Source organism: Actinomadura sp. CNU-125 (assembly GCF_001942465.1).
Taxonomy (GTDB): Bacteria; Actinomycetota; Actinomycetes; order Streptosporangiales; family Streptosporangiaceae; genus Spirillospora.
Genome location: NZ_MKJY01000054.1, coordinates 1 through 21,525, shown reverse-complemented (window position 1 = coordinate 21,525; position 21,525 = coordinate 1). Strand labels below are relative to the sequence as shown.

Annotated in this window: 26 protein-coding genes and 1 pseudogene; 16 read left to right on the top strand and 11 right to left on the bottom strand. The window is 72.8% G+C overall.

The features are described from left to right. Positions 1 to 104 precede the first annotated feature (104 nt). Complete coding sequence (locus BJF79_RS07850; protein ID WP_075895861.1) at positions 105 to 731, bottom strand: hypothetical protein; 627 nt, start codon at positions 729 to 731, stop codon at positions 105 to 107. 78 nt (positions 732 to 809) lie between these two features. Here BJF79_RS07850 and BJF79_RS07845 point away from each other — a divergent pair, with 78 nt between their 5' ends. The 7 genes from BJF79_RS07845 (at position 810) to BJF79_RS07815 (ending at position 5,617) form a co-directional block, all read left to right on the top strand. Beyond that, positions 810 to 1,346 (top strand): hypothetical protein, encoded by a 537-nt coding sequence (locus BJF79_RS07845; protein ID WP_143219772.1) that lies wholly within the window; start codon positions 810 to 812, stop codon positions 1,344 to 1,346. Positions 1,347 to 1,444: 98 nt separating this feature from the next. Then, on the top strand, positions 1,445 to 2,080 hold the full coding sequence (locus tag BJF79_RS07840; protein ID WP_075895857.1) for a hypothetical protein: 636 nt from the start codon (positions 1,445 to 1,447) through the stop codon (positions 2,078 to 2,080). Next, on the top strand, positions 2,053 to 2,637 hold the full coding sequence (locus BJF79_RS07835; RefSeq protein WP_075895855.1) for a hypothetical protein: 585 nt from the start codon (positions 2,053 to 2,055) through the stop codon (positions 2,635 to 2,637). The genes BJF79_RS07840 and BJF79_RS07835 overlap by 28 nt, the downstream gene beginning before the upstream one ends. Before the next feature lie 39 nt (positions 2,638 to 2,676). Next, entirely contained in the window at positions 2,677 to 2,991 is a 315-nt protein-coding gene (locus BJF79_RS07830) for a hypothetical protein (protein ID WP_075895853.1), read from the top strand. Between the two features lie 49 nt (positions 2,992 to 3,040). Next, the gene (locus tag BJF79_RS07825) at positions 3,041 to 4,945 is read left to right on the top strand and encodes a TraM recognition domain-containing protein (protein WP_075895851.1); all 1,905 of its coding nucleotides are present in this window, start codon (positions 3,041 to 3,043) and stop codon (positions 4,943 to 4,945) included. 14 nt (positions 4,946 to 4,959) lie between these two features. After that, complete coding sequence (locus BJF79_RS07820; protein WP_158079116.1) at positions 4,960 to 5,310, top strand: hypothetical protein; 351 nt, start codon at positions 4,960 to 4,962, stop codon at positions 5,308 to 5,310. Then, a complete protein-coding gene (locus tag BJF79_RS07815) occupies positions 5,252 to 5,617 on the top strand; it encodes a hypothetical protein (protein WP_075895847.1) in 366 nt (121 codons plus the stop codon). Before BJF79_RS07820 ends, BJF79_RS07815 begins: the two co-directional genes overlap by 59 nt. A 6-nt stretch (positions 5,618 to 5,623) precedes the next feature. Here the strand turns inward: BJF79_RS07815 and BJF79_RS52960 are convergent, their stop codons facing one another. Both BJF79_RS52960 and BJF79_RS07805 read right to left on the bottom strand, forming a co-directional pair. Continuing rightward, positions 5,624 to 5,977 (bottom strand): hypothetical protein, encoded by a 354-nt coding sequence (locus tag BJF79_RS52960; protein WP_075895845.1) that lies wholly within the window; start codon positions 5,975 to 5,977, stop codon positions 5,624 to 5,626. Then, complete coding sequence (locus BJF79_RS07805) at positions 5,974 to 6,900, bottom strand: sigma-70 family RNA polymerase sigma factor (RefSeq protein ID WP_075895843.1); 927 nt, start codon at positions 6,898 to 6,900, stop codon at positions 5,974 to 5,976. The genes BJF79_RS52960 and BJF79_RS07805 overlap by 4 nt, the downstream gene beginning before the upstream one ends. 534 nt (positions 6,901 to 7,434) lie before the next feature. Here BJF79_RS07805 and BJF79_RS07800 point away from each other — a divergent pair. Both BJF79_RS07800 and BJF79_RS07795 read left to right on the top strand, forming a co-directional pair. Beyond that, a complete protein-coding gene (locus BJF79_RS07800) occupies positions 7,435 to 8,196 on the top strand; it encodes a hypothetical protein (RefSeq protein WP_075895841.1) in 762 nt (253 codons plus the stop codon). A 32-nt stretch (positions 8,197 to 8,228) separates the two neighbouring features. Beyond that, the gene (locus BJF79_RS07795) at positions 8,229 to 9,110 is read left to right on the top strand and encodes a S16 family serine protease (protein WP_075895839.1); all 882 of its coding nucleotides are present in this window, start codon (positions 8,229 to 8,231) and stop codon (positions 9,108 to 9,110) included. A 66-nt stretch (positions 9,111 to 9,176) separates the two neighbouring features. Here the strand turns inward: BJF79_RS07795 and BJF79_RS07790 are convergent, their stop codons facing one another. Beyond that, entirely contained in the window at positions 9,177 to 9,383 is a 207-nt protein-coding gene (locus tag BJF79_RS07790) for a hypothetical protein (protein WP_075895837.1), read from the bottom strand. 265 nt (positions 9,384 to 9,648) lie between these two features. Between BJF79_RS07790 and BJF79_RS07785 the strand changes: the two genes are divergently transcribed. Beyond that, on the top strand, positions 9,649 to 9,870 hold the full coding sequence (locus tag BJF79_RS07785; protein WP_075895835.1) for a hypothetical protein: 222 nt from the start codon (positions 9,649 to 9,651) through the stop codon (positions 9,868 to 9,870). A 117-nt stretch (positions 9,871 to 9,987) separates the two neighbouring features. Here the strand turns inward: BJF79_RS07785 and BJF79_RS07780 are convergent, their stop codons facing one another. Continuing rightward, positions 9,988 to 10,740, bottom strand: coding sequence for a serine/threonine protein kinase (locus BJF79_RS07780; protein ID WP_075895833.1), 753 nt, complete (start codon positions 10,738 to 10,740; stop codon positions 9,988 to 9,990). 120 nt (positions 10,741 to 10,860) lie between these two features. Between BJF79_RS07780 and BJF79_RS07775 the strand changes: the two genes are divergently transcribed. The 5 genes and pseudogenes from BJF79_RS07775 to BJF79_RS58865 all read left to right on the top strand — a co-directional run bounded on the left by BJF79_RS07775 (position 10,861) and on the right by BJF79_RS58865 (position 16,407). Continuing rightward, entirely contained in the window at positions 10,861 to 12,870 is a 2,010-nt protein-coding gene (locus BJF79_RS07775; RefSeq protein ID WP_075895831.1) for a PQQ-binding-like beta-propeller repeat protein, read from the top strand. 94 nt (positions 12,871 to 12,964) lie between these two features. Then, on the top strand, positions 12,965 to 14,281 hold the full coding sequence (locus BJF79_RS07770) for a PQQ-binding-like beta-propeller repeat protein (protein ID WP_075895829.1): 1,317 nt from the start codon (positions 12,965 to 12,967) through the stop codon (positions 14,279 to 14,281). After that, positions 14,281 to 14,895: a protein kinase domain-containing protein gene (locus tag BJF79_RS07765; RefSeq protein WP_075895827.1), complete on the top strand. Its 615-nt coding sequence runs from the start codon at positions 14,281 to 14,283 to the stop codon at positions 14,893 to 14,895. Before BJF79_RS07770 ends, BJF79_RS07765 begins: the two co-directional genes overlap by 1 nt. Continuing rightward, a pseudogene (locus tag BJF79_RS65340) lies at positions 14,804 to 15,661 on the top strand (PQQ-binding-like beta-propeller repeat protein); the annotation flags it as partial. The gene BJF79_RS07765 and the pseudogene BJF79_RS65340, both read left to right, overlap by 92 nt. Positions 15,662 to 15,678: 17 nt before the next feature. Further along, complete coding sequence (locus BJF79_RS58865) at positions 15,679 to 16,407, top strand: PQQ-binding-like beta-propeller repeat protein (protein ID WP_262401679.1); 729 nt, start codon at positions 15,679 to 15,681, stop codon at positions 16,405 to 16,407. 23 nt (positions 16,408 to 16,430) lie between these two features. On the opposite strand, the gene BJF79_RS07750 is transcribed toward BJF79_RS58865, so the two are convergent. From BJF79_RS07750 to BJF79_RS07740, 4 genes are all read right to left on the bottom strand, one after another. Next, entirely contained in the window at positions 16,431 to 17,057 is a 627-nt protein-coding gene (locus tag BJF79_RS07750) for a hypothetical protein (RefSeq protein WP_075895821.1), read from the bottom strand. 295 nt (positions 17,058 to 17,352) lie between these two features. Beyond that, positions 17,353 to 17,916, bottom strand: a complete 564-nt coding sequence (locus BJF79_RS52955) for a hypothetical protein (RefSeq protein WP_143219770.1) — start codon at positions 17,914 to 17,916, stop codon at positions 17,353 to 17,355. 157 nt (positions 17,917 to 18,073) lie between these two features. Beyond that, positions 18,074 to 18,253, bottom strand: a complete 180-nt coding sequence (locus tag BJF79_RS52950) for a hypothetical protein (protein WP_143219769.1) — start codon at positions 18,251 to 18,253, stop codon at positions 18,074 to 18,076. A gap of 145 nt (positions 18,254 to 18,398) precedes the next feature. Next, entirely contained in the window at positions 18,399 to 19,136 is a 738-nt protein-coding gene (locus BJF79_RS07740; protein ID WP_262401678.1) for an endonuclease/exonuclease/phosphatase family protein, read from the bottom strand. A gap of 529 nt (positions 19,137 to 19,665) precedes the next feature. On the opposite strand from BJF79_RS07740, the gene BJF79_RS07735 reads away from it, so the two are divergent. Then, positions 19,666 to 19,899, top strand: a complete 234-nt coding sequence (locus tag BJF79_RS07735; RefSeq protein WP_143219768.1) for a hypothetical protein — start codon at positions 19,666 to 19,668, stop codon at positions 19,897 to 19,899. 31 nt (positions 19,900 to 19,930) lie between these two features. Here BJF79_RS07735 and BJF79_RS58860 read toward each other — a convergent pair whose 3' ends face one another. Together BJF79_RS58860 and BJF79_RS07725 are read right to left on the bottom strand one after the other, a co-directional pair. Next, a complete protein-coding gene (locus BJF79_RS58860; protein WP_075895815.1) occupies positions 19,931 to 20,665 on the bottom strand; it encodes a class I SAM-dependent methyltransferase in 735 nt (244 codons plus the stop codon). 572 nt (positions 20,666 to 21,237) lie between these two features. Next, a partial coding sequence (locus BJF79_RS07725; protein WP_143219767.1) for an integrase core domain-containing protein occupies positions 21,238 to 21,525 on the bottom strand: 288 nt, incomplete at its 5' end.

Here is a 21,525-nt window from a genome sequence, read left to right as displayed (position 1 = left end):
TTCACGCGATGCCTCTCGGAGGTGCTGCGGCGTCTCCCGCCCAGGTGTGGGACCGATCGGCAAGGACCGTCCGCCACCGCACGGGGAGGGCAACACCGGCGCCGCTACGGCGCCCGCACCGCGTATCCCTCCGGGCCGCGCTCGACCGTGATCCGGACGGGACGGTCCGCGCCGCGCCGCCCGGCCGGATCGTCACGCTGAACAGGTACTGGCCCGTCCCCGTCACGGCGGGGTCCCGGACGGTCGGCTCCCCGACCACGGAACCCCCCGGGGTCGCGGGCGCCGGGGACGGCCGCCCGGTCCCGGCGAACGGGACGCCCGTCCAGTCGCCGGTGGCCGGCGGCCTCGGCGGCGGCGAGCGCCGCGTTGCGCGCGCCCGCGGGGACGACCGCCGTCCCGCCACCGGTCATCGGCGTCCCGCACGGCGCGGTCGCGGTGAAGTCGTCGCCGCCCGGGGGCTCTCCGGAGGACGCCGGACCGTCCCCGGACGGGGTGGGGGCGGGCGTGAACGTGTGCGGGTTCAGGGTCCTGACCGCGAACCCCGCGTCGTCGCCGGTGGCCGCCCCGGACGCGTCGTCCCGCCCGAACACCGCGCCGAGCAGCAGCATCGCGATGAGCGCGGCGAGGCCCGCCCACACCACGAGATCCCACCATTCGGGCAGTTCGGCCCGGTCCCAGGGGCGGCGCCGCCGATCGAAGCCCGCGCGGACGTAGTCGGTCATCTTCGGCATGCCCCTGACCGTCCGTCCCATCGGGCCGCGGGCAAGCGGCGCGTGGCGGCGGGCGGCGGGGCGCGGACGGTCGGAGGCATGAGCGACGACGACACCGTGCGCGGCCCGACGATGCTCGCGGCCACCGACATGCTCAAACCGCCGCCCGCGGTCATCGGCAGCCTGAACAACGAGATCGCGCTGCCGCGCACCGTCCGCCTCACCACGCTCATCGCGGTCCTCGCCGGTGCGGTGCTCGGCTTCGTCGTCGGCCTGCTCGTGTTCGGTGCCGGGCTGAACGCGCTGCTGTACGGCCCGGCGCTGGGCGGTGCAGGCGGCTGGGCACTGGTGAACCTCTCCCCGCTGCAAGGCGAGTCCATGGCCGTGTGGCTTGGTCTCCAGGCGAACCGGTCCCGCAGGCGCAGGCTCGTCGTCGACGGGCGCCAGGCCCGCCTCTACGTGGGGATCGCGCCGCTGCACCGCACCGCCGCCGGAACCGTCCGGATGCTTCCGGGCGGAGTGCCCGTGGACGCCGTGCGCTGGGACGCGCGCGCGTCCCGCAGCAGGTGGATCCCGGGCGCCGCGCGGGCCCTCCGCACGTCCCGCGCCCGGCGCGGGGCGCGGGGGCGGAAGTGAGCCATCGGCCGACGCCCGCGGGCGCTTGCGCATCCGCCCGGTGACGGAACAGTCCTGCCCGACGCCGCCCGCCGGACACGGCACGAGAGGAGACGGACATGCCGACGGAATCACCCACCCGTTTCGTCATGGTGCCCGCCCGCCGTTCGAGCGAGCCGACGGCGCGCAGGCGGGCCCGGCGGATCCTCGGCGCGCTGTTCCTGGCCGCGAGCCTCAGCATCGTCGCGGTGCTCGTCTCCCTGGTCGGCGGTCAGGACGGAGCCGACCCGTCCGGGACCGAACCGCGGGGGCGCGAGCTGGCCGCGACCGCGGCGGTGAACCATCTGGCGGGCGTCGCGCAGAACGTTCCGCACGCCGCGTCCTTCGATCCCGAGGACGCGGCCGGTGCCCCGCGCGCCGCGCTCTCCGGGCGGCAGGGCGTCCCGCTGTCCTACCGGTCGCTGAGCTGGGTCGGATTCTCCCCGCAGAACTTCGGCTCGGAGGAGGCCGGGTTCACCGAGTTCGAGGTGCACCACTTCCTCGTCGCGCTCACCGATCCGCCTCCCACGGACGCGCCGCAGCCGGCGCCCGGGACCCCTGCCCCGGGCGCCGGAACCGCCCCGGCCTCCCCGGGGGGACGGCGTCCGCACCCGCGACCGGGCCGCCGCCGTCCCCCACCGCGACACCGGCGCCGACCGGCGGCGACGTCAGGACACCGCCCGCGAACATGCTCCAGCTGGACGTCCCGATCCTGATCACGGCGCAGGGTCCGCGGCTCGCCGCGGTACCGGCGTTCGCGGTCTGGGAGGGCGGCGCCGGAGCCCCGGAGGGCGAGGGCGACTACACCAACTACGGCAACCTGCTGGCCGATGTGAGCGCGCCCGTGGAGACCCAGATCGCCGCCTGGGCCGAGGCTTACGTCACCGGCGACTCGAACGCCCTGCTGACCCTCACCGGGGACCAGGACAGCAGCCACTACTACATCGGCCTCAGGGGGTTCACGCTGCCCGACTCCCCCTCGGCCGTACAGATCCAATCGGCGATCCAGGGTTCGGGGGGACGGGTCATCGTCCGGGTGCGGATCCTGCTCAGCAGAGCCGTCCCCGGTGCAACCCCGAACGGGCGGCCGAACGGAACCCCTGACGGCGCCCCGGCGGAGACTCCGGACGCAGGCCCGCAGTTCGCAAGCTACGCCGACTTCGACCTGCTGGTGGGGGCACCGACCGGCGCGCGGCCCCCGGTGCTCGCCTGGGGCCCCGCGGGGTCCGCGGCGGAGCTGGAGCCGTACCACAACGCGTTGACCAGGCCCTGATCCCGTGCCCCGGCGCACCATGCCACAAAGGAGAAGAACGTGAAGGCCACCCTGTACGGCGTGCTCGCGGAAGCACCCGGTTCGGACGGCGCCGAAAGCTTCCTCGACTCCTCGATCGGCGGGGCGTTCGAGCGGATATGCGGAGCCGTCGGGATCGTCATCGCGGTCGTCTGCATCTTCCGCATGGTCAACCACATGACCCGCGGAAAGCCGGGCGAGGGCTTCAAGGTGTTCTTCTTCGGCCTGGTCCTCGGCGGGCTGCTGTTCGACCTGAGCCTCACCGTCAACGGCATCGACTCCGTGTCCGGCCTGGTCGGGCGGGCCTTCGACAGCATCGACAGCGTCACCGGCTGACCGCCGCGAACCGGACGAACGAGAACGGGCACGGGAAGGAGATGCGGGCGTGACGAACGCCAGTGGACCGTCCGGTCCCGGAGAGCCGTCCGACGGCGCGGTGTACTTCGTGTCGGTCCTGATCATCGTGGGGTTCGCGGCCGGAGTGCTGGTGCTCGTCCCGCTGGTGTGCGGCGCGGTCGTGTTCGTCGCGCTGCGCCGCCTCCTGGCCCGCCGCGACTGGATCATCGTGACGGCGGCCGGAGTGCTCGGGCTCGTCCTGCGTCCCGGGGAGAACGCGCTCGGCTACGGCCACTGGCTGGCCGCCCTCGTCGGCCACGGCCCCGGAGACCCCCGGGAGGCGCCGGTCACCGTGATCCTGTGCGCGGCGGCGGTGACGGCGGGCTGCGCGGGCCTGGCGTTCGGCCGCGCGATCGGCTCGCCCGTCGCCGGGCTCGGCAGGTTCCTGCGCCTGAAGAACAGGCTGTTCGAGCTGTTCGACGGTACGTGGCTGCGCCGCAAGGAGCTGGTGGACGACCCCATCACGCCCGGACGGGTCCGGCGGGAGATGCTGCGGCAGCGGGCGTCCGGCCGGGTGCCGCTGACCGAGATCCCCGCGGTGCGCGGTCCGCACGCCACGCGGAGGGCGCGGCGGACGCCGCTCGAGACCAAGACGCTCCCGATCGGTCTGGGCGCCCGCGACCGGCCGGTGCGGCTGAGCGTCCGGGAACTCGGCATGCACGGCGCCGTGGTCGGCTCCACCGGCAGCGGAAAGACCGTCACCCTGATGTGGATCATCGGGGCGGCGCTCGACATGGGCTTCGACGTCTCCGTCCTCGACATGAAGGAGGACACCGAGCCGGGCGGGCTGCGGGACTTCCTGCGCGCTTACTCCGCCATGCACGACGTCCCGCTCCAGGAGATCGCGCTCGGGGACGACCGGCCGCGCTACTGGTTCAACGCCCTCGCCGGCATGTCCCCCGACGAGACCTTCGACACGATCATGACGATGGTCGAATTCGACGACGCCTACTGGCAGGCGCTGAACCGCAAGGTCCTGCAGCAGGTCGTCCAGCTGTGCCACCAGGCCCACGAGGTCGCGCCGGACCGCTTCGGCCCGCCGACGATGCTGGAGATCGGCAAGATCATGGAGCAGGGCCCGGCCATGGGCGGCGCCGTCCGGGAGCGGGCCCTCGCGATCGACGCGGCCGCGGGCGCCGGGCACTGCAAGGAGCGTTACGCCAACGTCCTGCGGCCGTCCGGTGACGAGGCCAAGTCGGCGGCGAGCTTCGGCACCAGGCTGACGGGCCTGTACGACTCGGGCGCCGGGCGGCGCGTCCTCGCCCCCGGCGAGGGCCGCGAGATGATCGACGTCCGGCGCGACGGGCTGACCTACATCGGGCTCAACTCGCTCGGGCAGCCCGACATGGCGAGGGTCCTGTCCTCGTCGGCGCTGCAACGCCTCTCGGTGTACGCCGCGCAGCGCATCCAGGGTCGGGAGCCCAAGGACCGGCCGCGGCTGATCGTCGTGGACGAGGCGAACTTCATCGACCGGACCATCGCCATGAACATGCTGTCGCGGGTCCGGTCCGCGCTGTTCAGCATGATCCTCTGCACCCAGGGCCCGACCGACTGGATCGACGAGAACGGCGACGACTGGTCCCGGTTGACGCAGAACATCAACTGGCTGATCGCGATGGCGCAGTCGTCCCCGGAGTCGGCGGAGAAGTGCGCCGAGTTCCTCGGCATGCGGGACAACAACACGTTCGGCGTACGGGTCGGCCAGAGCGGCGCCCCGTCCCATTTCAGCGCCATGACGGAGGAACAGTTCATCGTCGCCCCCAGGGAGCTGCGGGACCTGGGCACCGGCGAGGGATACCTGCGGGTCAACAAACCCGGCAGCAGGGTCGAGTACTTGGTCGTGCCGATGCGCGACCTAGAAACGCGCTGGTACGAGAAACGGGTGATGGCATGACCGCGATTCGTGCGATGCGCGCAATCCGGGTGACCCCGCGGGCGGTGGCCGTCGAGGGCGCGATCGTCCTGTCGCTGGGGGCCGCCCTGGCGGCCGTCTCGCTGGGGCTGCTCGTGCACGGCTACGGCGGGGCCCTCCGGCTCGGAGCCGGGGACGCCGCCGCCGCCGGCGCGGCGGGGCTCGCCGCCGCCGCGGTCGTCCGGCTCAACGTGCGGCTGCACCGCGCCTGGAAGCGGGCGCTCGGCCGGTTCACCGCCGCGGCGGCGCTGTACGCCCTCAGCCGCCGTCGCCGGCGCCCTCGCCGTCATGATCCCGGCCGACTGCCCAGGCGGGCTGTTCGGCACGGGCCGGTGCGGGATCCGTGAGGCGGCCGCCTGGGGGCAGGTCGCCGGGCTCGCCGCCGTCCTGCACTTCGCCGCCGCCGTACTCGCGCTGGCGTCCCTCCGGCTCACCCGGAGGTCGGCGCGGACGATCCGGGACGTGGTCCGCGACGGGGCCTCGCAGGGTTTCGTCTGGGCGAGGGCGCTGAGCGCGTGCCGGTCCCGCCGCGCCGCCGGACGGACGCCGGACGGGACGGCGCGCCGCGACCCGCGGGAACCGAAAGGGCGCCCGACCCCCCGCCGCGCCGACGCCGAACGGGCCCGCCGCAACCGGTTGCGGCACCGTGCCTGACCTCGTTCAGGGGACGTACGGGCGCCAGACGACCGACGAGACCACCAGCAGGACGCTCACGCACACGATGGCGAGGGTGACGACGGTGGGCACGAACGTCCTGGCGCGGAAGCGGCGCACCCGGGGCCGACGGGGCGCGACGGCCCGGTCGTCCGGCACGTCCTCCGGGGCGGCCTCGGGCTCGGGGGCGGGGGCTCGCGCCACCGGTCGGGACCCCGCCCCCGGAGGGGCGAGCGACATGCCGTTCCACGTGCGGGCGGCCTCCGGGACGTCCGGCGGTCCCGCGGGATCGCCGCCGATGTCGTCGATGATGATCCACGGGTCCCGCTCCCCCTTCGCCGGGTCGCGTTCGCCGCTCATCCCGCCCGACCCGTGACGATCCCCGGCTCGTCCGGCGGGTCGATGGCCTCGATGAGCTTGGCCAGCGCCTTCTGCTGGATCTGCCGCACACCCTCGCGGGACAGTCCGAGCCGCTCGCCGATGGCGCGCAGCGACTCCTCCGGTTCGCCGTCCAGCCCGAACCGGCGCGTCAGCACGTGCCGTTCACGCTGGTCGAGGGCCGGCATGCCGCGGCTTCCGAGAGCGTGCAGATCGAAACGGAGCAGTACCTCGTCCTCAACGGCGCGAGCCGGGTCGGGCAGCCGGTCCTCCCACGTGCCCCCGTCCTCGGCGGGGCTCCCGCTCGCCGTGTTCAGGCTGTCGAGCCGCGGCGCGTCCAGGACCCGCCGCACCTGCGTCTCGGTCACCCCCGCCCGCCGCGCGATGTCGGCGTGGTCGACCCGCGCGTCCGGCCCGGCCTCCGCCACGAAGGCCCGCTCGGCGGCCAGGATGGCGGGGCGTTTCTCGAAGTCCCCGGGATTGAGGTTGGGATGGTCGGCGTCCCGGACCGCACGCAGGACCTCCCGCTGGATCGGTTTGAACGCCCACCCGGCGAACGGCCCGCGCTCCGGCTCGTAGGTCGAGATCGCACGCAGCAGGCCCACCTTGCCGGCGCTCTCGAAGTCCTCGCCGTGCTCCCCCGACCGGGAGGTGAACGCGGCGACGTATCTGCGCACGAGGCCGAAGTTCGCGACCATGATCTCGTAGGTCAGGTCCTCGAATTCACGCTCGGTGCGCCGCAACGCGAGTTCGGAGAGCATGTCGAGCCCGTCCGCGTCGGCTCGCGCACGCAACTCGGTCAGTCGCCGCCGGAGTTCCTTTCGGCAGGCGAAGAACTCGTCGTTGCGGGTGCGGAAATCGTCGGCGGCGGGCCGCCCGCCACCGCTCGTCGACACGATGTCCATCCGTTTCCTCGCAATCGGAGGTCGCTCCCCGCGGCGGATCGGGGACGACGGACGAGCGCGGAGGCAACGGCGTTCTCCATCTCGCAACGACCACACCAAAGAGAACGACATCAAAATCCTCTAATTCGATGTGCCGACTCCATGTCGGCTCTCCACGAGGAGAAGGTCGCACGCGAGTGCGGGTGAAGGACTCTGGAAGGTTCCAGGGTCCCCATCGCCCCAAGTGGAGCGGCACGGGGCGGGCACGGCCACCGAGTGGACGATCGAATGCATTGCGTGACCGCCGAGGGTGGACAGAGCGTACATTTTCGATCGCGGCGATGCGAGCACGATCACACGAGAACACCGATCCCCGGGAAAAGCCGGCACCGCTCGGCAGGCGGAACTCCCGCGCTTGGTCGACGCGCGGGTTGCGGATCCGGAAACGCGCGGACTTTAGAGGTCAGGAGCAGGGGACGCGGCGGGCGGCCAGGACTGTTCGGGCTCGGCCCGACCGTGCCGTGACCACCGCACAAACGAGAGGACCCACGACCCGTGCGAACGATCCTGAGCGACCTCGGCCTCGAATCCCCGCTCGTCGGCACCACGGTGACGGCGCACATCAGGTCGAGCGGCCCCGACGGGTTCCGCTGCGCCGTCTACGACATCGCCACCGGCCGGGCCCGCGACGGCTACCTGCCGCGCGCCGACGCCTACGACCTCCGGGAAGGAGCCGCCCCGCCCCGGCCGGCGGCGGGCGACACCGTCGTCGCACTGGTCGTCGGCGTGTCCGGCGGGCCCGGCCGGGACGCCGAGCGGCTCGTGCTCTCGGCCACCGCACCCGAACTGGTCGAACGCATCCTCGCGGGGTTCGTCACCGAGATCTGCACCGGCAAGGTCGTCGTCAAGGCCGTCGCGCGGGTGGCCGGGACCAAGTCGAAGATCTCCGTCGCGCCCACGGCCAAGGGCGTCGACGCGCGGGGCGCCTGCATCGGCTGGGGCGCGAGCCGCCTCAAGGGCGCCGAACGGCTGCTGAACCACGGTTCCGGCAACGAACGCCTGGAGATCATCGAGTACTCGGCCGATCCCGTGACCTTCCTGACCAAGGCCCTCAGCCCGGTCCGGGTCACCGAGGTACTCGTGGACGGGGGCAACGCGGTCGCCGCGGTGGAGGAGCACATGCTGTCCGGCGGCATCGGCCAGGGCGGCCTGAACGCCCAGCTCGCCGGTCGGCTCACCGGGCATTACGTCCGGATCGTCAAGGCCGGCACCGACCTGCGCGCGACCCTCGCCGAACTGACGGCCGCGTCCGGCTGATGCCCGCACCAGCGCGCCCCCGCCGATACGGGGTGGTCATCGCCCTGACCGTGCTGGCGGTCGCCGGGCCGGCCGATTCCCCGTACCACCGCGTCGGCCCCGGCCCCGTGATCCCGGTCGGCGAACCCGCCGCCGGGTCGTCGTGGACGGTCATGACGGCCCGCATCCGGGACGCCAACTGGTTCCAGTGGGCGACCGCCGAACTCACCGGCGAGCGCACCGTCCGGGGAGGCGGCGACGCCGCCCCGGCGGGCGGCCCGTCGATGGACTCCGCACAGACCCGCGCCGTCCTCGTCGCCGCCCAGCTCGCCGCCCGCCGAACCCCCGTGGGCGGCACCGGGCTCCAGGTGGCCGCCCCCGCCCCGGGCACCGCCTGCGCCCCGGCGACATCCTGCTCGCCGCCGGACGCGACGACGACCCCGCTCCGCACACCCGCCGACTTGCAGGCCGCGACCGTCCGGTCGGCACAGCCGCGCGTCCTCGTCGTCCCCAGGGCCGCCGACGGCACGTGGGGCACCGCCGAGAGCCGGAAGATTCCCGCCGGACGGCTCGCGCGGGTGCGGACGAACGTGGACGTCTCGGCCACCGCCTACCCGCTCGGCACCGTCCGCGGGCCGTCCGCCGGGCTCGTCCTCGCGCTCGCCCGCCTCGACGCGCTCACCCCGGGCGACCTGGCGGGCGGACGGCGCATCGCCGGAACGGGCGCGATCTCCTCCGACGGCACGGTCACAACCGTCGGCGAGATCCCGCAGAAGGTCCGGGCCGCGGCGAAGGCCCGCGCGGACGTCTTCTTCGTCCCGGCCTGGCAGGAAGCCGAGGCGACCGAGGCCGCCCGCGACACGAGCGTTCAGGTCGTGCCCGTCCGGTCGGTGGCGGACGCCGTCCACCGGCTCCGTGCACACCGCACGAACTGACACCGCAAGAAAAAGGTAGGTGCTAGGAGATCGATGATCTCCTAGCACCGAGTAGTCACTTGCCCGTCAGGACTGGTGACGCTTTATGACCGCCTTCACGGCCTGCGCAGGAGAAATCCCCTGCTCGGTGAGCTCTTCGGCCTCACGGGGGTCGATTCCGTGATCCTCGAGCTGGCCCTTCTGGGAGCCCGTGAGCTCACCACCACTGGTGACGGCCCGCTCCGAACTCGGACCGTCCGGAGACACCCCAAGAATCCAGTTGAGAATACCCATTGGTTCCTCCCGTGGATGGAGAATCCCTGTTCAGGGATCTGGTTTGTTTTCTCTTGCAGTCGTGACTGTCCCGGCTCGACACCAACATGCAGATGTGGCGCTCATCACTCACACTATCGTGACCTGGGAAAATGCTGGCGACGCCGAGTTCTCGACCAGCCGCCCACCAAAATTCACGGATTCCAGGTTGCCGCACCGCACATCAATCGGACTGTCCCTGATACCTCCCCCTAATGAGGGAGGTGACTCGACTCGAAGGAGAATCATGACCACTCTCAAGTCGACCTCTCGGCAGGCCACCCCGCCCGAGGTCGAGCAGAGCATCATCGACCTCGAGTTTTCGCTGATCATCAGCGGGTTCGAGTTCGACGCGCCGCAGCGGCACGACGTCCGCAACGCGGACGACGGCGATGGTGGCTGGACCTGCCAGAGCTGCACCACGCGCAACTCCCGGAACGACGCCACTTGCACGGGTTGCGGGAAGTGACGTCCTAACGCGGCACTGACGGGGTTTCCCGTCGGCGCCTAACCGGCCCTGGCGTACGCCGCGTTCGCGGCGTGCGTCAGGGCTACCTTCGCGCCGCGACCGGTTCCTTCTCGTGGGTCAGGCGTCCGCGGGTCGGTGGCGGCTCGGGAGCAGCGGGAGGTGTTCCTCGCCGACCAGGCCGAAGCGCAGGGCCACGTCGACCACGGCGGTTCGCTTGCCGTCGAGGCGTTCTTCCTCGAAGGGCTTCTTCACCCGCAGTTTCTGTTCGGCCAGGTAGTCGATGTGAAAGTTGACCGCTCGCAGGGTGAGGGGGCGGCCGGGCATGGTGCTCAGGCGCTCGACGATCTGGCGGGAGGTGGGGACGGCGGTGGACGACTCGTCCCGCAGACGCGGTTCGCAGAGGGCCACGAGAACGAGGAAGTAGGTCGCGTCCTGGTCCAGCGAAAAGGCGGAGACCGTGGTGGAGCCGCCCGGTTCGGGCAGGTCGAGGTCCGCGGATTCCAGGTACAGGTGCTGCGGTGCGTACACCTGGAAGGAGGCGGTCGGTCCCTGAGTGGTGAACACCACGCGGGAGAACTCGAACGGCACCGGGCAGGAGGCGCGGCGGGGCGGTACGCGCAGGTACTCGCCGGCCCCCTCGGGGTTCTCGACCACGTAGGTGCGGTCGTCGCTGAAGTTGCTCAGTCGCCAGTGGTCTTCGACCGCGAGGAGTTCGCCCGCCAAGCGCGGCACCGTGGGATTGTCCAGGCGCAGGTCAACGGGTACACCGGACGCGCCGCGGCCGAATCTGAGACTTTCGCCCGGTCCCAGCTCCCAGCGCACCGGGTCACGCCGCGAGTCCGATGGCAGGTAAACCAGAACGCCCGACACACCGTCACCTCGTGGAAACTCATCCGAAGGAAAAGCGTTGAATCCAGTGAGACGCTACCTGTGTTCTTCCGTGACCTGATCGTCGGAATCGAACGTACCTGAGCCTTCGAGGGGAGCGGGATGGAGCCGTTGCGCGCGGACGACCCGGCGCGAATCGGCGACTATCGGCTGGTCGCACGGCTGGGCGCCGGAGGAATGGGCCGCGTGTTCCTGGGGCGCGCCCCGTCCGGGGACCCGGTGGCGGTGAAGGTCGTCCACGCGCGGTTCGCGCGGCGCCAGGACCGCCGCGACCGATTCGCCCGTGAGATCGCCGCCGTGCGGGGCATCGACCCCGCGTACGTGGCTCCGGTCGTCGACCACGACGCGGACGCGGCGGAGCCGTGGCTGGCCACCGCCTACCTGCCGGGTCTCACGCTGCGGCAGGCGGTGGAGCTGCACGGGCCGCTGCCGGGGCCGTCGGTGCGGACGCTCGCGGCGGCGCTGGCCCGCGCGCTGACGGCGATCCACCGGGCCGGTGTGCTGCACCGGGATCTCAAGCCGTCGAATCTGGTGCTGACGCCGGACGGGCCGCGGGTGGTGGACTTCGGGATCGCGCGGCCCGACGGGGCCGACACGATCACGATGCCCGGCACGCTCCTCGGCACCCCGGGTTACCTGCCGCCGGAGCGGATCCGAGACCGGCGCTCGGGCCGGCCCGACGACGTGTTCGCGCTCGGTGCCGTCCTGGTGTACGCGGCGACGGGCGAGGGTCCGTTCGGGTCCGGTTCCGCGCCCGTGCTGCTGTACCGCACGCAGTTCGAGGAGCCGCGGCTGGACGCGCTGCGCGCGGTGCTTGGCGGCGAGCCGGATCTCGTCGACCTGATCGCGGACTGCCTCGCGCGCGATCCGCTGCGGCGTCCGGCCGCCGCGGATCTGGCCGGACGGATCGCCCGGTTCCCCGATCCCGTCGGCACCCGGTGGCTGCCCGACGACGTCGCCGCGGGCGTCACGCACGCGGACGGAGCGATCCCCGTCACCCGCGGGCCGCGGGCCCGTGCGCGCAGCCGCAGGGCGGTGCTCTCGCTCGGTGCGGCCACCGCCGTCCTGGCGTCCCTCGGTCCGTCGGCGCACGGCATGCGCCCGGCGGCGGGCGTCCGAACGGGCGGTGCCGGCGCCCGGACGCCGCTGTGGACGTACCGCAGCCCGGACGGCGCGAACGGGCACTGGTTCACCCGGCCCACGGTCGCCGGAGACGTCGTCTACGTCGGCTCGACGCGGGGGCTGCATGCGGTGAACTGCGCGCGCGGCGAACTGCTGTGGACGGCGAACCGGGGTTTCCCGGTCCGTTCGGGCGTGCTGGCGACCACGGACGCCGTCCTGTTCAGCGACGGGGCGCTGTGCTCGGTGCAGGCTTCCGACGGGTCGCCCGCCGTGGGGTGGAGGGAACCGCGCGTCCCGCCCACCGGAGTTCCGGCGGTCAGCGGCGACCGGGTGCTGGTGTGCGACAGCACCGGCCGCCTGTCGGCCTACGACGGACGGACGGGCGCCCCCGACTGGCGGCTGCGGCTGACGGATCGGGACGCCGACACCGACCGTGCACGCCTCGACGGCGCACTCGACGCGGTCGCCGCCGGTGGCCTCGTCTACGCGGCGCCCGCGGGCCTGTTCGCGGTCGACCCCGCGGCACGCGACGTCCGGTGGCGGTTCGAGGCGGCCACCGACGCGCCGGCGGTGCACGGCGGAGCGGTTCACACCGCGGGCGGTGAGCACGTGCACGCCCTGGACGCCGCCACCGGGACGGTGCGCTGGAGCCGCGGCCTCGGCCGCCGGGTCACCGGCGGGGTGACGGTCGCGGACGGGCTGGTGTTCGCGGGCGACGATTCGGGTCGGCTGCACGCCCTGGACGTGCGGACGGGGCGTCCGCGCTGGCGGTTCGACACCGGCGGGCCGCTGCGGGCGGCTCCCGCGGTGGCGGCCGGTACCGTCTACGCCGGCTCCGATCATGATCGCCTCTATGCGATCGGAACTTCGGACGGGCGGTTGCGCTGGAGCCATCCGGTGGGCCGACAGACGAACGTGCGCCCACAGATCTGGAGGGACCGCGTACTGGTGTGCCTCGATTTCACGCGCCTCTGCGCGTTCCGGCTGTGAGCGCCGGCGGCGGGCCCACCCGGGCCTCCGGACCGAGCCGCCGCCGGATGATCGCGGGCCTCGCGGGGGCCGCGTTCGCCGGTGGCGCGGCCACGTGGCCCGCGGGCGGCGGGCGGACGGCGCGGCCGTCGCCGCGGCGGACGGGCCGCTGCTGTGGACGGCCGACGCGGACTTCGCGTCCACCGATCTCTTCGGGCCGGTCGCGGCGGGGCGGCTGTTCCTGGTCGAGCGTCCGTTGGTCCCCCGGTCGCGGGGCAGATCGCCCGCCGTGTCCTGCCTGGACACCGCGACCGGGCGGCGGTCGTGGTCGGCGCCGCTCGACATCCCGTCCCCCTTCGAGCTGCGGAAAGTGGCCGTCTCCGGATCAGTCGCGATGGTTCGGACGCAAGGCGCACTGCGGGCGTTCGATGTGCGCACCGGACGGCAGCTATGGCGGCGGAACAGGAACACGACGGGCTCCCGCTCGACGACCGTGACGATCGGCGACGGGCTGGCCTACGACAGCGGCGAGGACGAGAACGCGGCCGACAGCGTCACCCCGTACACCGTGCACGCCTACGAGCCGGGCGGCGGACGGCTGCGCTGGACGGCGTCCGTCCGGCCGCGCGCGGCGACGGCGACGGCGCCGATTCACGCGGCGGGCCTGCTGCTCGCCGCCGCCACGGCGAACCGCGGCGGCGCCGATACCGCCTTCGTGTACGCGCTGGACGCGGTCACCGGACGGCAGCGCTGGGCGCGGCCGGTCGCGCAGGGGTACGCATGGCCTCCGCTGGTCACCCTGTCGTACGCCGAAAACACCGTCTTCGTCTCGCTCAATGGCCGGGCCCTGTACGCCCTGGACTCCGCCACGGGAACGGTCCGCTGGCGCTCTGCATTCGAACTGCGCGCCGACGGCGGCCGGGGCGATCGCGGCGGTGACGGGCCGACCGGCGCGGACGTCCCGGTGGCGGCCGGCGACACCGTCTACCTGTGCGGCGCGGACGGCGTGCTGCGGGCCTTCGACGCGCGAGACGGGCGGGAACGGTGGGCCCACCCGCTCGGTGAGGAGCCCTCGGCGGTGCGGGCCGTTCCCGCACGGCCCCGCCCGATCGTCGGGAACGGCCTCGTGTACGTCACGAGCCGCGGCACCCCCGCGAACGATTTCGCGAGCGACGTCCACGTGCTCGGCGCCGACGACGGGCGGCTCCGCTGGCGGCGCCCGTCCGGCGGCACGCTCATGGCCGGAGGCGCCCTCCACGTGTCGGACCGGACGGCGGTCACCGCCTACGACCCGGTCGGCGGGGCCGTGCTCCGCCGCCTCGACCTCCGGGCCCTGGGGGTGGACGGAACGACCGAACTCGTCGCCGACGACGCACGGCTCTACGTCCTCTGCCCCCCTCTGGTCCTCGCCCTCTCCCTCCGGGACCGCTGATGGAACCGCTGCGCCCCGGCGATCCGGACCGCGTCGGCGGATACGAGTGCGTCGGCCGTCTCGGGGCGGGCGGGATGGGGCAGGTGTTCCTCGCCCGGTCGGACGACGGCGCGCTGGTGGCCCTGAAGGTCGTGCACGCCGACCTCGCCGACGATCCCGCCTTCCGTGCCCGCTTCGCGCGGGAGACCGCGGCGATGCGCCGGGTGAGCGGCTCGTCCATCGCACCGCTGCTGGACACCGGCGACGTCCCCCGGCCCTGGCTGGCCATGGCCTACCTGCCGGGGTCGTCGCTCGACGCGGCCGTCGCGCGGCACGGCCCGCTGGGCGTCCCGGCCACGCGGCGGCTCGGCGCCGCGCTCGCCGAGGCGCTCGCCGCGATCCACCGGGCGGACGTCGTCCACCGTGACCTCAAGCCCGCCAACGTGCTGCTGACCCCCGGCGGCCCGCGAGTGGTGGACTTCGGCATCGCCGACGGGCCGCATCCCGGCACGACGGACGGGACGGGGGGGCACGCCCGCGTACATGGCGCCCGAGCAGTCGACCGGCGGCACGGTCACCGGCGCCGCCGACGTCTTCGCGCTCGGCGGTGTCCTCGCGTTCTGCCGCACCGGTGAGCCGCCGTTCGGCACGCCGCCGGTCCCGACACGCGAGCGGGACGACGAGACGCTGCACGCGGTGATCGCCGCCTGCCTGGACGCGGACCCGGTGCGGCGGCCCACCGTGGAGGAGGTCGCGGCCGCCCTGTCCGCAAAAGGAACAGACGGCGGCACGCCGCCCGCGCGGATGGTGCGGGACATCGCCGCGCGGCCCGTCGGCACCCGCCTGCAAGCGCCCCGGTACGGGCGGCGCCGGGCGCTCCTGCAACTCTCCGGCGCGGTGGGGGCGGCCCTCACGGGCATGGGTGCGGTCCGCGCGGCGGTGGGCGCCGAGCCCCCGGCCGCGCCCGTCCTGTGGACCGCACGCGGGACGGTGGTGACCGGCGACGGGTTCGGTCCCCTGTACGACGGCGGGCTGTACCTCCTCGACCGAACCGTCGTCACGCGGTCGGGAGACGCGCGCCTGGAGCTGTGCCACCTGGACGCCGCGACGGGACGGCACCGGTGGCGCAGCCCCCTCGCGCCCTTCGAGCGGGGACGGGGCACGGTGACCGCGGCCCTCGGCACCGTGTGGGTCCGCAGCCGGGACGAACTGCTCGCCGTCGCCCCCGGCACGGGTGCCGTGCGATGGACGCGGCGGCGGAAGTTCGCCGGTCCCGCGCCCGCGACGGCTTGCGGTGACACCCTCGTCTACGACGTCGCCGACTCGGGCGATGCCGTCACCCTGTACGCGCATGAGCCCGGCACCGGCCGCGTGGTGTGGCGCGCCCGGTCGATGGCCGGCCCGCCTGCCCGATCGCCGTGGCGGGGGACGTCCTCTACCTGGTCGGCGGACGCGGGGAACACGTGCAGGCGCTGGACTGCGCCACCGGGGCCGTGCGGTGGACGTCCCGGTCCGAGGAGGACGAAGCGGAGTCCGGCCGCCCCGACGCGACGCTCCGCGTCGCCGACGGCACCGTCTACCTCTCCGTCGGCGGCCGCCTCGTCCGGGCTCTGGACGCCCGCACCGGCAGGGTCCGCTGGCTGATCCGCCCACGGTCCGCCCGCGACGACGCGTCGCCGGAGCCGCCCACGGCCGCGACCGCCCCCGCGATCGTCGGGAACACCGTGCTCCTCGGCATGGACGACGGGACGTTCCGCGCCTTCGACAAACGGGACGGCCGCGAGCGGTGGGCCGTCGCCACCGGAGCCGTCGCCCCGGGCGCCTTCCGCCGCCGGGCCGCCCCGCCCGCGGGGAACGGTCTGGTCTTCGTCCGCGGCGCCGACGCCGTCCGCGCGCTACGCGTCCGGGACGGCAGGGTGCACTGGGAGCACCCGACCGACCCCTCCGCGGGCGAGCCCGTCCTGGCGGGCGGGGCGCTGCACGTGCCCGGCCGGTGGGAGGTGACCTCGCACGACCCGGCCGACGGCCGGGTCGTGCAGCGGCTCGACCTGCACCGCCGACGCGGCCCCACCGCCGTGCTCGCGGGCCGGGACGCCCTGTACGTCCTGGCCGGGCCGGACGCCGTCATCGCCGTCGGGCTCCCGTGACCGGGGCACCGGCGCCGAACGGGTCAGTTCGTCCAGATGACGGGGCTGTCGCGGTAGCCGCCCTCGTCCTCCTCGTACGCCGCGCCGGCGACCGTACCGCCCTGGCGCGCCGCCTGCAGCCTGCAGGACTCGTACTTGGCGCCCTGGACGGCGAACGAGTCGTCCGGACGTCCGCGCTCGCAGCCGTCCATGGTGCCGATCACCACGGCGCCGGTGCTCGATCCGCCCGGCCCCACCCCCTCGAGCAGGGGCGCGCTGCCGCGGGACAGGTCGGTGCCGCCCACGTTCTCCACCGTGTAGCGGATGTAGAACGGCACCATGCCGGCCGCCCGGGCCCCGAAGCGCTGCCGGAAGGTCGCCTGGTCGCCGGGCTCGATGGCGGTCACGGTGATGCCGAGCGTGCCCGTCACCCCGGCACGCTCGTAGGGGACGACCGCGCGCTGGCCCACCCGGAGGGCAGTACCGGGCGGGGTGACCTGCGCGCCGCCGCCGGGCGGCGAGGCCTGCGGCGGGGCCGGGGCGGGGGCCGACGTGGTGGGCGCGGGCGGCGGCTCCGCGGCGTCGGATTCGTCGTCGGAGCCGGGCATGATGCATCCCGAGAGCAGCAACGTGGTCCCCAGCGCCGCCACCAGCCCGATACGCGTCCTCATGGCTTTCCTCTCGCGGTCGATCGAACATGTGGGCCTTCTGCCTTACAGTCCGTCCCTTCGCGGAAGGCGCAACGAGAGGTTGCTGGAAAACATCTCCCGTGGCCCCCAGCCGCTCCCCACCGTCACCGCGTTGCGGTGGAGGGGCGAACCTGAGCCAGGACTTCCTCCCACACCCGTAGGGCACAGCCGTTCACTGGTCCGGTAGCGAGCGCCCCCGGTCTCCCATGGACACAAGCGGCGCGGGCAGCGTCGGCTCGTCCACCGCCACCGGCACCCCGGCCAGTCCGGTCGAACCTCATCGGTCCGTCCCGGTCCCGGCGCGTCGGCAGGCGGGGCAGGGGCAGGCCACAAGGAAGGTTCCCCCGACGCGCCGGTCGGCGGGCCAGCGCGCGTCGATCTCGTCGGCGGCCGTCCGGCACGCGGGGCAGGCGTCGGCATGGCCGGGCGTCCACTGCACGCCGTGATCGGTGAGGCCGGCGGCGGACAGCCCGCACAGCGTCAGGCCCCAGTGCCCGGAGGCGTGACGACGGCGGGGCGTCCCGCCGATGGCCTCGTCCCAGCGCATGTCCGGTGGGGCGTAGTACGGCCGGGTCGGCACGGGGACGTGGCCGGGCGGGCCGGTGTGGAAGACGTCCACGTCGGCCCGACACCACACACAGGCGAAGCCGGTGACCGTCCCCCGCGAGGTCCGCCAGGTGTGGTACCGCTTCGTCGACCGGCCGCAAGCCTGACACGGCCCGATGTCCACACCGGGATAGGGCTGTTCCAGCCAACCGGGCCAGCCACCGGTCTCCTCAAGCGGATCATCGTGGAGGTAGTAATGGCTGCACCACTGATCGCCGCCTTCGGCCACCGCCACCGCCTTCTTCCGCTCAACTCCGCGCCGACTTACGAAAGGGCGAGGCCATCACGTTTCGCTGAGCCTGCCAAGGCTCAGCGGATAGCCTACTTATCCGCTGAGCCCCCCGACGGCGCCTTTGAACCAACCTGCACCGCCCCTTCACTCAGACCGTGTCCTATGTGGTGAGTTTGATCAGGCGTTTGTAGCAGGTGAGGGCGGCGGCGTGTCCCGAGAAGGCCAGGTTGTTGCGGGGATTGCGTTCGTACCGCGGGGTCATTCGGCGGTAGCCGGTCAGCCGGGAGATGGTGCGCTCGATCGTCCCCCACGCCAATCGGAGCGCATGATCCGACGCCACCACCGAGCAGCCTCCGGTAACTCACCTCATCTCCCGCCTGAGACGCGCTGTCGAAGTTCTCGGCGGGGAAAGGCCATGGGGGGCTTCCTTCTCATTTCTCAGCCGGCATTCGACGAGCCGGCTCTCGCTCTCCTCGCCCCGGGTCTCAGAGATCGTTGCGGTGACTGCCGGGCAGCCGGACCTCGGCGGTCACCGGCAGGTGATCGGAGGCGCCGGGGTCGGCCGTGACCACTGCGGCCGTCCGGGTGACCACCGACGAGGACGTGAGCACGTAGTCGATCCGGGCTGTCGGATTCTCGCTGTCGTAGGTGTGCCCGGCGCCCACCCCGCTCTCGACCCAGGAGTCGGCCATCTCGTCGGTGAGGGCGCGGATCTCGGCCGACTCGGGAGTCGCGTTGAGGTCGCCCAGCAGGACGAACGAGTGCTCCGGGTTGCCGATCAGTTCCTCGATCGCGGTGACCTGCGCGAGCCGCTCGGCCGCGTTGTCGTGCTGAAGATGGGTGTTGTAGACGGTCAGCGGGACGCCCCGCACCCGGATGCGGGCCCGCAGCAGGCCGCGCTGCTCACCGTCGTTCGACCGAGGGAGCAGGGTGTTGTCCCAGTCGAGGATCGGGCTTTCGGTCAGGATCGCCGTCCCGTACTGGCGGCGCGGCTCGCCGGGCCGCTCCGGGGCGAGGTCGAGGTTGGCCCCGTACACCACGTGCATGCGGAGTCGGCGCGCCAGCCAGGACGCCTGGTCGACGAAGTCGCTGCGCTGCGACCAGTGCCGGTCGACTTCCTGGAGCCCGACGACCCGGGAGTCGGCCCCCTCGATGACCCGGGCAATGCGCTCCAGGTCGAGTTTCCCGTCAGTACCCTGTCCGTGATGGATGTTGAAGGTCATCACAGTCACGGTCCGTGGCTTGGGCCGGGCAGCGGCCGGCGCGGTGAACTGACCCACGATCATCACCGTAAACAACATCGTCACCAGAAAACGGCTTGCGCGCATCAACGCCTCCTCGATCATCGACCGCGCGCAAGCGTGCTCCAGCCTCGTGACGACCAGGCGAACGGTAAGGAGACCACTCCCGTCCGGACAACGGCGCCTGGCCGCCTACTCGAACCGCGAGCAGGCCGATGTGAACCGGATCGAGTGGATGCTCTCGGCGTATCGAGCCTGTGATCGTGGAACGTTTCGGCGTTGATGCCGATGAGATGCAGTGACGGCCTGCTCTGTCGGATGAGTTCCGGTCATGGGAGTGACCTGAGTTCGAAACGGCTGAGGAGGGTGGTCCAAGTGGGCTTCCTCACCGGGTACGACGTCATCAGCGGTGCGGGCACGCCGTCGATCCGAGGCGCTCGGCGCCGAAGGTCTCATCACCGGGCCGAGTGCCAGATAATCGTCTGCCAACACGTGAATGAAAGTGAGGGCGATGAGCGAGTGGAATCCCTGGGCGGTCAAGCCTGACGCCGAGCGGGACCGGTGGCAGTTCACCCCACTGCAGAGCGTCGGGCCCCTCGCCTTCGGGATGAGCAAGGACGAGACGGCGGCCGCGCTCGGCGTCCGCCTGGACGACCTCAGCGGGTGGCTGACCGCCCGGTACAGGCGATCGGGTTCACCGAGCATGCCCAGGTCACCGGCCTGGTCGATGCGGCGGTGGTGGTAGGGCGACAGATCGGCGACCGGGCCGAGGTTGGTCAGGTGGAGCCCGGCGGCGGCGAACTGGCGTTGCAGTTCCGGTTCGGGCACGACCAGCTTGGTGTAGTGGTGCGCCGGCGTGCGCGGTTCACCGGTGGTGGCGTCCACGATTTCGCAGGTAAGGTGCAGCAGCGCCATGCCGGTGCCGGGCAGCGGGACGGCGCGGCGGGTGCGGCGGTCCAGCACCGGGACCGGATTCCCTGTGTCGGGTACGCGGTAGGTTTCGGGCCACTGCGCGGTGAGGGTACGCCCGGCGGGCGGCACATACCGGTCGCGACGTAATCGAAGACCAGGACGCCGTCGTCTGCGAGCGCGTCGGCCAAGTGGGCGATGAACCGGAGGTGCCCGTCGGGGTCGGTGATGTCGCCCAGGCTGTTGCCGCCCATCACCACCAGCGGCGCACCGGCGGACGGCAGCACCGCGCGGGCGTCGCGGACGTCCCCGTGGTAGATCTCCACGCGGGCCGGGTCGGGGACATTGTGTTCCAGGCCGGCGCGCAGGCTCTCGGCCGACAGGTCGACCGCGACCACCCGGCAGACGCCGCGGGCCAGCAGCGGCGGGACGTGCCGCAAGGTGCCCGCGCAGGGCAGGTACACCAGTTCCGGCAGGTCCCGGCCGCGTACCTGCCGGTACGCCGACACCACCATGGCGACCTCGGCGCGACTCAACCGCGCGTCGAAGTGGATCTCCCCTGCCAGCCGCCGCGGCACCGGGCTGTCGTAATGCGCGGCCACCGGATCCACCGACCCCGCTGCGACATCCGCATCGCCACCGGGATCGGCGATGCCGATGCGCGACGGCCCGGGGAGCGGCCGTATCGCCTCCGGTGCGGACGGCGGCCGGCGTGCTGCGGCGCCGGGTCGCGTATCCAATCCGGCGGGTGCCGCCCGACGACCGGCGCCGTCGTCCATGACGTGCCCCTCCAGGTCCTCACGAACGGCGCCCTGCGCGTCCAGCGGCTTGCTCGCTCGCAGTTGATGCCAGCGGGAACCCGCCCCGGTCCCATGGCGGATGGTAACCCGGCGCTCAATGCCGGAAAAGCCCTCGGCGCTCAGCGGACACTTCCGTCCGTCCGGACCGTTTGCGCCTTCAGGCGGTGAAACGGCGAACCGCAACTGGCGGCCGCCCGCCACAATCACCACCATGACCACAGCCCGCTTCCTCCCCGCTTCCCGTAGGCCGCTGCTCATTTCCGGGCATGCATCGCTGCGCCGGTCACGTTTACCGCGAGTGTCGCGATGCCCAGCGCCCCCGTGGCGAGAAGCCCGTTGAGCTTCCCCCCGTTGCACGGACACCCGAGGTGAGGTCACTCGACGGCGTCTGAGGGCAGGTTGAGCCCTTCGAACGTGACGGGGCTATGCATCCCAATACTGGAATGCCGCCTGTATGGATTATACCAGCACTCAAGCCATTCGAAAACAGCGCCGGCAAGTTCTTCTCGGGTCTTCCAGATGCGGCTGTCGAGCAACTCCAGCTGCATAGTTCCCCAGAACGACTCCATCATTGAATTGTCGTAGCAATCACCGACCGTGCCCATCGAGCCGAGCAGCCCGGCATCCCGTAGACGCTTCCCGAACGCCCAGGATGTGTATTG